At 49.4% G+C, this 13,173-nt stretch carries 12 protein-coding genes and 1 other annotated feature; of the genes, 4 read left to right on the forward strand and 8 right to left on the reverse strand.

Annotation, left to right across the window (positions count from 1 at the left end; genetic code table 11):
- Positions 1-13 precede the first annotated feature (13 nt).
- Positions 14-1,201 (reverse strand): helix-turn-helix domain-containing protein, encoded by a 1,188-nt coding sequence (locus tag KNQ07_RS05385; RefSeq protein ID WP_214765260.1) that lies wholly within the window; start codon positions 1,199-1,201, stop codon positions 14-16.
- A gap of 121 nt (positions 1,202-1,322) precedes the next feature.
- On the opposite strand from KNQ07_RS05385, the gene KNQ07_RS05390 reads away from it, so the two are divergent.
- A complete protein-coding gene (locus tag KNQ07_RS05390; RefSeq protein WP_214765262.1) occupies positions 1,323-2,591 on the forward strand; it encodes an MFS transporter in 1,269 nt (422 codons plus the stop codon).
- Positions 2,592-2,610: 19 nt separating this feature from the next.
- On the opposite strand, the gene KNQ07_RS05395 is transcribed toward KNQ07_RS05390, so the two are convergent.
- Positions 2,611-3,621, reverse strand: a complete 1,011-nt coding sequence (locus KNQ07_RS05395; RefSeq protein WP_114596206.1) for an LLM class flavin-dependent oxidoreductase — start codon at positions 3,619-3,621, stop codon at positions 2,611-2,613.
- A 167-nt stretch (positions 3,622-3,788) separates the two neighbouring features.
- On the opposite strand from KNQ07_RS05395, the gene KNQ07_RS05400 reads away from it, so the two are divergent.
- From KNQ07_RS05400 to KNQ07_RS05410, 3 genes are all read left to right on the forward strand, one after another.
- On the forward strand, positions 3,789-4,277 hold the full coding sequence (locus KNQ07_RS05400; protein WP_214765264.1) for a pyridoxamine 5'-phosphate oxidase family protein: 489 nt from the start codon (positions 3,789-3,791) through the stop codon (positions 4,275-4,277).
- Between the two features lie 125 nt (positions 4,278-4,402).
- Positions 4,403-5,374: a cation diffusion facilitator family transporter gene (locus tag KNQ07_RS05405; RefSeq protein WP_214765266.1), complete on the forward strand. Its 972-nt coding sequence runs from the start codon at positions 4,403-4,405 to the stop codon at positions 5,372-5,374.
- Positions 5,371-5,604, forward strand: coding sequence for an MGMT family protein (locus KNQ07_RS05410; protein WP_214765268.1), 234 nt, complete (start codon positions 5,371-5,373; stop codon positions 5,602-5,604). Before KNQ07_RS05405 ends, KNQ07_RS05410 begins: the two co-directional genes overlap by 4 nt.
- Positions 5,605-5,700: 96 nt before the next feature.
- On the opposite strand, the gene KNQ07_RS05415 is transcribed toward KNQ07_RS05410, so the two are convergent.
- The 6 genes from KNQ07_RS05415 to KNQ07_RS05440 all read right to left on the reverse strand — a co-directional run bounded on the left by KNQ07_RS05415 (position 5,701) and on the right by KNQ07_RS05440 (position 13,144).
- The gene (locus KNQ07_RS05415; protein ID WP_214765270.1) at positions 5,701-6,213 is read right to left on the reverse strand and encodes a pyrophosphohydrolase domain-containing protein; all 513 of its coding nucleotides are present in this window, start codon (positions 6,211-6,213) and stop codon (positions 5,701-5,703) included.
- 79 nt (positions 6,214-6,292) lie between these two features.
- Positions 6,293-7,939 (reverse strand): aromatic amino acid hydroxylase, encoded by a 1,647-nt coding sequence (locus KNQ07_RS05420; protein WP_214765272.1) that lies wholly within the window; start codon positions 7,937-7,939, stop codon positions 6,293-6,295.
- 59 nt (positions 7,940-7,998) lie between these two features.
- Positions 7,999-8,202: a binding site (T-box leader), on the reverse strand.
- Positions 8,203-8,266: 64 nt separating this feature from the next.
- Positions 8,267-9,412 carry an FUSC family protein gene (locus tag KNQ07_RS05425; protein WP_114596212.1) on the reverse strand — a complete coding sequence of 382 codons (1,146 nt, stop codon included), beginning with the start codon at positions 9,410-9,412 and terminating at the stop codon, positions 8,267-8,269.
- Positions 9,413-9,529: 117 nt separating this feature from the next.
- Positions 9,530-11,464, reverse strand: a complete 1,935-nt coding sequence (locus KNQ07_RS05430) for a PTS fructose transporter subunit IIABC (protein WP_214765274.1) — start codon at positions 11,462-11,464, stop codon at positions 9,530-9,532.
- Positions 11,465-11,480: 16 nt separating this feature from the next.
- Positions 11,481-12,401, reverse strand: coding sequence for a 1-phosphofructokinase (gene pfkB, locus KNQ07_RS05435; RefSeq protein WP_012369960.1), 921 nt, complete (start codon positions 12,399-12,401; stop codon positions 11,481-11,483).
- The gene (locus KNQ07_RS05440; protein ID WP_147512411.1) at positions 12,398-13,144 is read right to left on the reverse strand and encodes a DeoR/GlpR family DNA-binding transcription regulator; all 747 of its coding nucleotides are present in this window, start codon (positions 13,142-13,144) and stop codon (positions 12,398-12,400) included. The genes pfkB and KNQ07_RS05440 overlap by 4 nt, the downstream gene beginning before the upstream one ends.
- Positions 13,145-13,173 lie beyond the last annotated feature (29 nt).

Genomic DNA, 13,173 nt, shown 5'->3' on the forward strand with positions numbered 1-13,173 from the left:
TTGGTCCTGTTTTTTATGCCAATTCCGCTAACATTTCCTCAATTTGCCGTTTGAAATGACCGGGTGACAGTTGTATCGTCAATTCTTCCACTTCTGCTTGACGATCCAATCCAACTCCGGCCCGCATGGCAAACGCGAGCGCATATAACATCATCGCGTGATCGTACTCACCACCGGCCCGCCATAACTGGGCATTCCTCCAAATTTTAGAAACGGCGCTCTGCAGGTCAAAGGTCAGTTCCTCTTTTGAATCATTCCACAGACAAAGATAGACTTCGAAATATCCGATGTAATGAAGACAGGCTTCAATCTCGACTTCGATCAGCCGTTCCCGTGCCCCACGAATTCCGGCATAATCCTTGCGATGGACAGCAATCGATCCTTTCGTCAAATCGACAAGAATTTGATCAAGTGCCGTCGCTTCCGTGAATAAAAAGAAGTGCTGTAATTTTTCGAGTTCAAATTCTGCCGCTTCGTACTCCTTTTCCAAACTTAAAAACAGGGCGAGCAACCGGTGGTAGTTACTGACATCACTGTAGACACCCTTTTCCCGCATGTAGCGGATTCCTTCCCGTAAGAAAGCAATCGACTGACTCCAGTTATCATCAATCACACTGACACGGATTGCCTGCAACATTTGATAATCAAGAAATGTCTCATGCGCGAGCGGGACATCCTGAAAAATCATCATCCCGTCAATCTTCCGGTACGCTTCTTCATAGCGGCGCAGGAAAAATAAAAAATAGACTTTTGAAATTTGTACTTTAATCTGTTCATCCCGTAATCCAAGCTGTTTAAATACGTCTTCCGCCAGATCGAAGTAATGTAATCCTTTTTCCGTATCAGAAAAACGTAAAGCACTTCCATACTCGTAATAAACTTGTCCTTGCCAGTACGAATTGATGGCGGGCTCTAAATACGGCTCGAGCATCGTCGCAATCTGTCCTTCCGCATAATAACCGCTTGCAGCCGAATTGATTTTTTCAATCATCTGTTTCATTTCGACGGCACGCGGATCAATCAATAATTCATCGATGGAGACTTGCAGACGACTTGCGATCGATTGTAAGGCCGGTAAAGACGGTGTCGCTTTTTCGTTCTCGATCATACTGAGCATCGACTTCGTCATGATGCCGTCCGCAACATCAGACTGCGTCATTTTTTTCGCTTTCCGGAAACTTTTAATTCGTTGTCCAAGCATCGTTGGCACCTCACCTTATCTAATAAGTTAAATTAAATTTAACTTTTGTATTTACAATCATTCCCTGTTCCTCTAGTATAAAGGAAAGTTCAATTTAATTGAACAAAAAGGAGGAATCATGATGTCGAAAAATTTACAACGGTTGCTGTTCGGTAAGTTTTGTTCGTTATTCGCCGCCAGTCTGTTTACATTTGTTGCCGGTCTGACCGTGTTACGGGAAACGTCGTCCGGGCTTCAGTTCGCACTCGTCTTACTTGCCGGCACGCTGCCGAGGATTCTGTTATCCCCAGTTGCCGGTGTTCTATCTGATCGCTGGAATCGGAAAAAAATCATCGTCACGACCGAGGCAACGAGCGCCTTCATACTCACCGTATTTGCAAGTTACGCGACCTTTTTTCCTGTCCATACGATTCATTACATGATTGTCAGTGCCCTTTTGACTGCTCTGTCGACCTTCCTTTCCGTCACCTTGATGAGTTCATTGACGCGTCTGCTTGATGATGCCGAATTACAGCGCGGTAATTCCCTCATTTCAAGCATCAGTTCCCTTTCATCGATCGTTGCTCCGATACTTGCCGGTTTCCTGTTAGCTTTTATGCCAATCCATCTTTTTGCCCTCTTGCCACTCATGTTATTCGCCTTCGCCGCGATTTGGAACGTCAGTCTGACATTTAGAACCATTCCTTCTGTCTGTGAAGAAAGCTCACCTTCATTTTGGACAGACTTTCAGTCAGGCTACAGCTATTTATTCAAGCAACGTGTCTTGACGACACTCATCTTGATGGCACTTGTCCTAAATTTCTTTTTCATTGCACTCGAAGTTATCTATCCGATTATCCTGCTCGACCGCCTCAGCTTCACCGCTTTCCAATTCGGAACGATTGAAGCCGCTTTAGGTGCCGGTCTGCTACTCAGCTCCCTGATGCTTGCTCTTCCCCGCTTCACCATCAAGCGTCCGTTGATGACATTGTTTCAGTCAATTGCTTTAGTCGGCATGTTGTTTCTTTCACCTGTCTTACCGTTACTCGACGTCATCCCGTCAAACTGGACATTCGGTTACTTTTTCGTTTTTTCTTTTATCGTTGGATTCATTCTCCTCCGGGCAAATATTCCAATTCAACTGCTCGTCCAACGTCACACAGACCCTGCATACTTAGGGCGGGTCATCGGCGTCATGGAATCACTTGCGATGGGAATCATTCCGCTCGGTATGCTGTTATTCGGCTTATTAAGTGATCATGTCTCGCTCACTCTAATACTCGGAATCAGTTCATTCGGCTTACTCGTGACGGTCGGTATCGGATTCTTCCATTTGCGGCACGATATCAAAATAGAACGCTTACCGGAAAACCAGCTTGAAACAGAAAAAACATCCACCCCAGCGAGCTGAGATGAACGTTTTGATAGACTTAAACCGTTGCTTTGACTGCATCCATGATCAGACGGAGTGATTGTTGTTTCGCGTCCTTGTCGGCAATCATCGAAGCAATCATCACTTCATCTGTTCCGTACGAATCTGCGAGATTTTGCAACTGACGTGCGACGTCCTCGGGATTTCCGACAATCATCCGTTTCCGGTTTTCGGCAATCCGGAACTGGTCTTGGAACGAGTACTGGTAAGCGGCTGCTTCCTCCGGAGTCGGTGTGCCTGTTGACGAGACACCTTTCTCAAGCAGGAGCAACGACAAATCAAGACTTGAAGCCAATCTTTCCGCTTCTTCCGTCGTTTCGGCACACGTTACGAAAATTGAGACGAGTGTTTGCGGTGTCGCGTTGAACGACGTCGCCATGAAGTTATGACGGTAGTAATCCATCACTTCCTGCCCGCCTTGTCCGTTGATGAAGTGGGCAAAGGCGAATCCGAATCCGCGTTGTGCGGCATTCAAGGCACTGCCGCCGCTTGATCCAAGCAACCAGGCTTCTGGTGTCGTATCGACTTCCGGTGTTGCGACGAGTCCTGCAAACCGGTGATCAGCCGGTGCCCCGTCGGATAAATAATCGACGAGATCATCGAGTTGAGCGCCGTAGTCGGCTCCGCCGAACCGCGGTGACGATCCTTCCTGAAGGGCACGTGTCGCGAGCGGCATGCCGCCTGGTGCACGACCGAGTCCTAAATCAATTCGGTTCGGTGCCAGTCCTTCGAGGACACGGAAGTTTTCCGCGACTTTGTACGGACTGTAATGCGGTAACATGACGCCCCCTGAACCGAGACGAATCTGTTTTGTGACGGCTGCCATATAGGCGATCAAAACTTCCGGACTTGATCCGGCAAGCGTCTTCGCAAAGTGGTGTTCCGACACCCATAACCGCGTATAACCGAGTTCATCGGCAATCTTCGCCAGTTCAACCGTTTCATGTAAGGCTTCTGACGGCGTCTGTCCTTTTGAGACCGGCGACTGATCTAAAATACTTAATTTCATTTATAATCTCTCCCCTTGCTGTTGACTTCATGTCTAAACTGTACGCCTGTCTGATAATCGAATGCAATTAAACTGCCTGTTTACCGGATGGCGACGTTTTCAATTTAAAATTCAGGGAACATTCTTAAAGTAGCCGCAACAAAAACTTAAAGGATGAGGTGTTTTTTATGTCAACGAATCATACATCAAATCAGGAAGCCGTCGAAACGGTCAAAAAATTAATCGATAAAATCGAAACAGCGATGCTGACGACTGTTTCTGATGAAGGTCTTGTCTCACGTCCGATGCAAACTCAGGATATCGAGTTCGATGGCGATCTCTGGTTCCTTACATCAAAAGATACAGGCAAATATAATGAAATTCTTAAAAATCCGAACGTTAACGTCGCGTATGTCGACAAATCATATGTCTCAATCCGCGGGAAAGCGGAATTCGTCGAAGATGTCGCCCGTAAAAAAGAATTGTGGAGCCCGCGTTATGAAGCGTATCTCGAAACGACGTACGAAGATCCTAAAGTCGTCCTGATTAAGGTCAACACGGAAGGCGCGGAATACTGGGAGACGGGAAACACGACAAAATCCGTTAAACAACTGTTGAAAAAAGCGGTCGGTAATGATGACTCGAATGAAATCAACAAAAAAGTTGATTTAAAATAATTCTTATTTGACCGAATCGCCTTATAGCGATTTGGTCTTTTTTTGTTTGAATTGGTTTTAAGCACGTCATCTGGTGTAACATACTACTATTAGTAATCAAGTTTATTAGCTAAAGGAGACGCATCATGGGAGAATTTATTACCTTATTAAAACGCGGTAACCGTTCGGCTCTGACCGCCGGTATTGTTAACTCGATTATCGCCATCATTAAAGCAGTTGCTTATGTCTTAACGGGAAACGTCGCTATGTTTGCCGAAATGATGCATACGTTCGGCGATGCCGCCAACCAGTTTTTTGTCTTCATCGGCTCCGCCCTCAGTAAGAAGGCGCCAACTAAACGGTTCCCGAACGGGTTCGGCCGTCTCGTCAACCTCGTATTACTCGGTGCGATTCTATTCGTCGGCATCATGGCTTACGAAACGATTCATGAAGGCATTGCCCATATCATTGAACCGACCGAATCAACCGGTTTTTGGATTACACTGTCCGTCTTATTTGTCGGTGTCGTCCTCGAAAGCGGCGTCTTTTACAAAGCGATGCAGGAAATTGCCCACGATGCCCGCCTCACGACAAAAGGTCCCAAATTGATTCTCGACAGCTTCCGTGCCTTAAAGCAGGCAAAACCCGCGACACGTCTTGTCTTCCTCGAAGATTTAGTCGCAACGGCCGGCGGACTCGTCGCCATGATTGCCGTCATCATCTCGCACCTGACACCGTTCCATCAGGCGGAAGGGATTGCGTCGATCATCATCGGACTGATGATGTTTTATGTCGTCGGCAACGTCTTTTTACAAAACGCGGCCGGCGCACTTGGTGAAGCCGATGAGACGATGGCCGCACGGCTCGGCGGTCTCATCATGCAGGATGCCGATGTTCGCGACATCAGTAAGCTCGAAGTCATCAAGGAAGGGGACCATTTCCATGTCGAAGTCGAGATTGAAGTCGATCCGTCGTTGACGATTGCACAAGCCGATGACATCAAAGACCGGCTCGAACTGCAAATCCGTCTGCAACAAGGGATCACAGATGTCACGATCGGGTTTGACGAAGATGATAAAATTCAGCAGTATATCGTTTCCACGAAGGAAACCCTTTGATTCCGTTTACGCAAGAGGTCGTTGGTATTATCCGCTCGATTCCGGCAGGACGCGTCATGACGTACGGTCAAGTCGCCCGGCTTGCCGGAAACCCGCGGGCAGCCCGGCAAGTGGCACGGATTCTCCACAGCCTGAGCCGGACGGAACACCTGCCGTGGCACCGAGTCTTAAATGCCAAAGGTGAAATTTCACTGGACGGTGACGAACAGCAACTGGCACTCGAGGCGTAAGGAATCGTCTTTGATCGTCCCGGGAAGTTGTCGTTGTCCCGTTATCAGGTCTGAACAAAAAGGAAGTAAACCGCATGTGCGGCTTACTTCCTTTTTTCATGCTTTTTCTTTCATTTGGCGCACTACTTCTGCTTCGAGTTGCGGCTCCGGCGGCAACCAGCCGTCCGGCTTCATGACCTTCTGATCCGATTCCCGGAAAATCGGTTGGCCGTCCGGACCGAGTTTCGCCATGTTGGCCTGTTGGACGATTTCGAACAACGGCCCCGGCTCAAGACCGGCTTCAACAAAACTGCCCATGATGAAGTACAGGGCATCCGTCAAGGCATCGCCTTGACCGACGAGCCGTTCGACTTCCGTCACCGGATAGGTTTCCTTCAGTGATTTTTTAACGGCCTGATCGAGTCCTGCCTTAAACGTCTCGATGGCAGCTAAAAACTCCGTTTCGCTTTGCGACGACTGATGCAGGAACTCGACGACTGCTTCTTCTGCTGTCCAGGTCGCCCGTTTGACACCGCGGTCGAGCGGAATCGCTGTCGGTTGAACCGCCCCCGGATGATGGAACGTCTGATGGAATTGTTTGACGTCCTGATAGTAGTTCGGTTGTTTCATATCGATCACTCCCCTGTTCCGTTTCACTTTCACACGGTTTCCATTCTAACAGGTTTCAAGGGATTTCTCGACCGTCCGCTTACCGGACGAGATCCAGCAGACGCATACCGCGTGTAATCAATTCTTCCCGTTCGACCGATGTCTGCTTCAAACGGTCGAGATCAGCGATTAGTCGCGGCTGATCGACTTCATCGGCCAGTTCGAGCAACTCCAGGCGGAGTAACCAAGCATCCGGTAATTGGTTGAGTGCCCGGTCAATCAACTGTGGCAACAATTGACGGTCAGCCCGTCCTTCCCGCATTTCCCGAACAGCTTCAAAGATTGGGTCGGCTGCTGTCAACGGACGTTCAATCCGTTCGAATTCGACTGTCTCAGGAATCGGTTTTAACGCTTCGACTTCTGTTCCTGGGAAAGCTGATGTGATTTCACCGACGACCAGTTCCATCCGGTCCATCGCTGTTGTTTGACCGGCATTTGTCACCTGCGCGTCTTCCAGAATGACGAGTGCCCGATGACCGTTAACATTTTGAATCGCTGAAATTTGTCCTGTGAGATGAACTGTCCCTTCTGTCCAGTCGAGTTGCTCTCCGACTTTGACTTGCATCAGGACTTCATTCAGTTCTTGTCCGTGAAGGAGTGTAAATCCTTCCGGATGATCGGCGAGCCCTTGTCCTGTCAAAACTTCACCGTTCGCAGCAAGCGCTGTCGGACCGGTCAGCTTAACGAGGTGCAGAGATTCATGGATTTCCTGTGTTTCCGGCACACCGACAAGCGAGACGCCGCTGTCAAAGACAAGCGTCGAAAGGTTGCCTGACTCGACGGCTTTCGTCAACCCGTGGATACCGCCGCGGACGTATGACATCGTCTGCGCGAACTCCTCCAGGGCTTCCCGGAGCTGTTCGAATGATTCGCAGACAAACAGTTCTTTTTGCATGCTCGTGACGTCATGTTTCGTCGCCAGTGCTTTCGCAAGTGAAAACGGATGTTTGACGACCGCGTCTGTCAGACAGTGACGGCTTTCACCGACTGATGATAAAAGACCGGCTCCGTAGATTTGCGGATTGTCGAGATCACCGATGAGACCAAACTCAACCGTCCACCAGAACAGACGTGAAATTTCATTCGCTTCCGAGATACCGGTCACATGGGTCCGGGTTTCAGCAAGGGCAATTTCCGCCTTCTCGATGTCAGCCGGTGTCGAAAACGGACTTTCTTTGACAATCGTCAATTTTTTCAACGCTTTGAAGACGTCGTGCTCCGCTTTATGGTTAAAGGCATGGGCACCGATCTCACCGAACCGGCGAACGAATTCTGCGTACGTCGGATTCATCAGGATTGGTGCATGTCCCGCTGCTTCGTGCAAGATGTCCGGTGCCGGTGTGTAGAGAATGTTATCGACCTTGCGGATATCCGTTGCGATCGGTAACAAGCCGTGTCCTTGGAAATCAAAGAATGCGACGCCCGGTATCAGACCGTCAACGGCGACCGTTCCCCAGCCGCCCCGGCTCAAGTTGGCCGTCATCTCCCGGACATCCGGAATCCGTTCCGGACTGATGCCGGACGCAGCGAGTCCTTCGAGGTATGCCGGATGGGCTGTGTCTTGTAACGTCTTTAAATTCAGTCGCATGACGTAACGCCAGACCGCGTGATCCGTCGGCGTGTAATCGTCGTAGTGCTGTGGTGCGACGTGTGGTTGTAAGTGACTTGGAATGATTGGTGTAGACATATGAATTCCCCCTTGAAAGTAGATGAACAACAAAAAGTCCCTGCCGAACAAAGATGTTCGACAGGGACGACAAAAGGCCGCGGTACCACCCTGATAATCTACGTAGACATAGATCGCTTCATTACGGGATAACGGTTTTCTCCGCTTGCATGGCAAGAGACTCGGAAACTGTAATTCGATCCAATCTGTGTACACGTTCGCAGCGCCACGTGCTCTCTGAAACAGGGAGATTGTTTCTACTTCGGTTTCGTCTTCGTCCAATTCCTTTTGTTCTGTTATGCTGTTATGCTGTTAGCAACTAAAGTGCTGTTAAGAAGGACTATACGCTTACTTTTGACTTTCGTCAATCGCTTTTTTTCGTTTAAAGCGGTTAAAGGTTTTATCACGGACTGATTTTTGTTCGATCGACAGCGAAGTCACATGGCGGCGAAGCGCCCCGTTCAGCCGTTTTTCAAACAATTCCAGTTCCTGAATCCACTCGTTCATCGCGACGACGATTGGCAGGATTTCCATGATGATTTCCTCTTCCAGTTCGTCCCGGTCAAGGAAAGAATGTTTGACGAAGGCAATGTTTTCTTTGACGAGATCTTCCATCGCGAGCGGTTCTTCCGTCAATAACAAGTCATACGTCAGCAAGACCTTTTCCTGACGCTGGGCGATATGCATCAGGTGATAGAACAACTCGCTCCGTAACTCGTCAGCAATCGAATTCAACGCCTTCTCCCGCTCCCGGAAACGTTCTGCCGTCGCGACACCCCGTTCTAAACACGACTGCATATGTTGCAGAATGATCAGGTTCCGCAGTAACGAGACGTGCCGTTGCCGGGATCCGCGAATTTCTTCCCGGTGCAGATTAAACAACGTCTTCGTTTCGAGCATCGAACGGCTCATCTTGTCGATGGCTGACCGGTAAGGTGTGACTTTCCCTTCAAAGGCAATTGCCCGGGTCACGACGAGCAGCTTCTCGAACAGTTTCGAGGCTTTCTGATAATAGACATTTCCGTAACGCGGCGGGAAAATCAGCGCATTGACACCGAGGGCACAACCAATCCCGAGCATGACGAGTAAGTAACGGATCAGGACGATTTGCCACAATGGATCGGTCGCCCCTTCAACACTTTCCAGGATGACGATGATCATCAAGACGACGTGGGGAATCGTCCGGCCGAAACCAAATGCCAATAAAATTGAGATGGCGGCCATGATGACGATTCCGATTGCCAGTGGATTAGCCGGGTTGTCACCTAAAATCCATAACGAGACAAGCGTCAGGAAGGCTCCGATCAGGTTAGCTTCCGCTTCCTCGAGGAATTGTTTCCATGTCTGATAAACGGACGGTAATAACGTTGTCGCTGCCGAAATCGCAGGTAGGATCGGGCTCAGATTAAACAGGTTGCTGATAATCAGCGCCAAAATGACCGCAAGTCCGGTCTTGATGGTACGTGGTCCGATTTGTAAAGACTGACCGCCCATATACAAACCTCCTTTTATAGTGGGGATACGCCCCCTATTCTTGCTCTAATACCCGAAAAAGGCAATTAAAAAATCACTCCAAGTCGCCTTGGAGTGATTTTATCGAATAATTTTTTCTTATGAAGCTTTTGTTCCCGTGCCAGAAGTCATTTCTTTTTTCGCAACTTCTTGATCGACGAGCGGTTTTTTCAAGATCGAGAGGATGGCAGCTCCGACAAGTGCTCCGATTAAGATCGCACCAGCGTAGCTGAGGACTGCCATCAATGTGCCTGATGGTCCGTCAAGTAATGGGAAGACGAACACACCGCCGTGTGGTGCCGGAAGCAACACACCGAAGACGATTGTCAAGGCACCGGCGATTGCTGAACCGATGACGCTTGACGGGATGACACGAAGTGGATCGGCTGCTGCGAATGGAATCGCACCTTCTGTGACGAATGAAGCCCCCATTGCGTAAGCAGCGATACCGGCTTCGCGTTCTTGCGGTGTAAATTTCTTACGTGCGAACAATGTGGAAGAGAAAGCAACGAGAAGCGGTGGAACCATACCACCTGCCATGACGGCTGCCATGACTTCCGTGTTTCCTGCTGTTAAAGCGGCTGTTCCGAAGACGTAAGCCGTTTTGTTGATTGGACCACCCATATCAATCGCCATCATCGCTGCGACGAGCATACCGAGCAGGATCGCGTTACCGCCACTGAGACCGTTGAGTGAATCTGTCAACCATGTCATGAAAGCAGCGATCGGTTCGTTGATGACAAGCAACATGATCATACCTGTGATGAATGAACCGAACAGCGGGTAAAGCAAGACCGGTTTGATCCCTTCAAGAGCTTTCGGAAGACCTTGTAAGACTTTGATCAGTAAGAGAACGACATAACCAGCAAGGAAACCGGCAATCAATCCGCCGAGGAATCCAGCGTTCCCTTGGCTTGCGAGGAACCCGGCAATCAAACCTGGTGCGAGACCCGGTTTATCGGCAATCGACATCGCGATGAATCCGGCAAGAATCGGAATTAAGAGACCAAAGGCTGCTTTACCAATCGACATCAATTGAGCGGCAAATTCGTTGTATGACGGATCTTCCGGGTTCGCTGAGTTGATGCCCCAGAAAAAGCTGATGGCGATTAAGAGTCCGCCGGCAACGACGAGTGGTAACATGGCGGATACCCCGCTCATCAAGTGTTTGTAGAATCCGCCGCGGGCTGGTTTTGAGCTGTCGCTTGATCCACTGCCTTTATAGACCGGCGCATCCTGTTTGACAGCACGATCAATCAGTTCTTTTGGTTTACGGATTCCTTGAGCGACCGGAACTTCAACGACATGTTTTCCGTTGAAACGATCCATCTCGACGGCTTTATCCGCAGCGACGATGATGGCTGTCGCTTCTTGAATATCTTGACTTGTCAGACCGTTTTTCACGCCGGTCGAACCGTTTGTCTCGACTTTGATGCGGACACCCATTTCTTCCGCTTTTTGACGGAGGGCGTCGGCTGCCATATACGTATGGGCGATACCGGTCGGACATGCTGTGACAGCAAGAATGTATGGTGCATCTTGGGCAACATTTGACGACGAGACGTCGACCGGATCTTCTTCTTCCCGTTCTTTTGCTTCGATCGCAGCGATGACTTCATCTTCCGAACGAGCGGAAAGAATCGTATCACGGAACTTCATGTCCATCAGGTAGACAGACAGTTTTGATAATGTTTCAAGGTGCGCGTTGTCGGCATTTTCGCCGGCTGCAATCATGAAGAACAAGCGGCTTGGTTGTCCGTCAAGTGCTTCGTAATCGATTCCTGTCGAACGTCCAAAAGCGATGGCCGGTGATTTGACGGCTGCCGTCTTCGCATGCGGAATCGCGATTCCTTCACCAAGTCCCGTCGTACTTTGGGCTTCCCGGGCCAAAATGGCTTCGCGGTAAGCCGAGCGGTCATTTAATTTTCCGGCACGATCGAGTACATCCACTAATTCATCGATGACAGCTGCTTTATTCGACGAACGTAAGTCGAGTTGGATCGTATCACGTGTTAACAGATCTGTAATTTTCATGAGTTTGTCACTCCTTTTAGGATTGAATGAGTTCAACGACTTGGACATCGGTCAGTAAACGGTCAATATCTTCTTTTGTACATAATCCAAACGAGTAAGCGGAGGCACTGCCTGTCGTGACGGCGTACCGGAACGCTTCTTCCGGCGGTCGTCCGAGCGCGTAACTGGCGACGAATCCTGCGACGAGTGAATCTCCGGCACCGACGGAATTGATCAGCTTACCGGCTGGTGTGTTCGCCGTGTAGGCCCCCTGCTTGTTGACGAGTAACGCTCCGTCACCCGCAAAAGAGATGATGACATTTTCCGCACCGCGTTCAACAAGTTGTTGCGCATACGGGACAGCCATTTCTTTTGACGTGATGTCGACATCAAAGATTTCACCGAGTTCGTGATGGTTCGGTTTAATCATGAACGGACCGAGCGGTAAAACTTCAAGCATCGCTTCCTTCGTCGTATCGACGGCGAACTTGACGCCTCGTTCCGTCAGGACTTGCGCAATCTTCCGATACAAATCCTGCGGCAGACTGCTTGGAATGCTGCCGGCGAAGACGACGATGTCACCCGGCTGCATCGTTTCGAACGCAGCCAGTAACGCCTGTAATTCTTCATCCTTGATTTGAGGACCTGCCGCATTAAGTTCCGATTCCTGATCGGCACGGATCTTAACGTTGATCCGTGTTTCGTCAGCAATCGGTGTGAAAGCGGTCAAGACGCCTTGTTTTTCCAGTTCGTTACGAATGAATTGCCCCGTACTGCCACCTAAAAATCCAAGAGCTTCCGTCTCGACGTCGTAGTTTCTTAAGACGAGCGAGACATTGATTCCTTTTCCACCTGCTACTTTTTCCGCTTGTTCCACACGATTGACTTGTCCTGCCTCAAATACCGGCAATGTGACGTAATAATCGATCGATGGGTTGAGTGTCAGTGTATAAATCATTTCGCGTTCACCACCTCTGTATATTGACTGTACTTCGCTTCTTGTTCACTTGATGTCATCGTAATGATGGTTGCCGCTCGCAATGACGCGACCCGACTGAAACTGATTTCATCGAGTTTCGTCTCATCGACTAACACATAAGACTTTTTCGCTAACTCAATCGCGGTCTTCTTAACGAGTGCCTCTTCCGGATCTGGTGTCGTAAAACCTTGAGTCGGATGAACACCGTTCATCCCAAGGAAAGCGACATCAAAATGGTAAATCAACATTCCTTCACGTGCATTATACCCAACGAGTGCCTGGGTCGAATGCTTGAGTTGCCCTCCGACGACGAACGTCGGGATACGGTGATAGAGTAACGTATTCGCTAGAGGAAGACTGTTCGTCACGACTGTAATCGCCTTTTGTTCGAGGTAAGGAACGATTGCGAGTGTCGTCGTTCCTGCATCGAGATACACGTACATTCCGTCTTCGATCAGATCGGCCGCAGCTTGCGCGATCCGGTCCTTCTCTTCGACGAAACGGTCACTTTTCTCGAAATAACTCGGTTCATCAATCTGCATGTGATTGGCCGTCGCTCCGCCGTGAACCCGCCGTAAGTGACCGGCTGATTCAAGCTGTGATAAATCCCGGCGAATCGTCGACTCACTGGCTCCTGTCTGATCCACGATGGTTTGCATTTTGACGACTTCTTCCCGGGCGAGCAGCTCGAGAATCAGTTGATGGCGTTTTTTCGTTAACATGAGTTTCCCTCCACATCCTTAATATAAAG

Origin of the sequence: Exiguobacterium sp. s145, assembly GCF_018618835.1 — a bacterium.
Taxonomy (GTDB): Bacteria; Bacillota; Bacilli; order Exiguobacteriales; family Exiguobacteriaceae; genus Exiguobacterium_A; species Exiguobacterium_A artemiae.